We start from the raw sequence: 225 nt of genomic DNA on the forward strand, positions 1-225 counted from the left end.
CCGCCGGTAGGCCTCCTCGCTCTCCTGCAACGCCCGCAGCCGCTCGGCGAACTGCTCGTTGCTCACCATGTAGTCCTCGCGGCGCACCGCGATCTCGCACACCCGCCGCAGTTGTTCCGCCTCGAACGGCTTGGCGATGAAGTCCGCCGCCCCCTCCAGCATCAGCTCCTGGGAGCGCTCCATCGAGCCGAAGGCGGTCATCATCACCACCGCCTGGGTGGGACG

Annotated in this window: 1 pseudogene; it reads right to left on the bottom strand. The window is 68.9% G+C overall.

Annotation, left to right across the window (positions count from 1 at the left end):
* Nucleotides 1-225 (bottom strand): annotated as a pseudogene (locus ACYQ2W_RS26945) (hypothetical protein); the annotation flags it as partial.

Source organism: Endothiovibrio diazotrophicus (assembly GCF_054657215.1).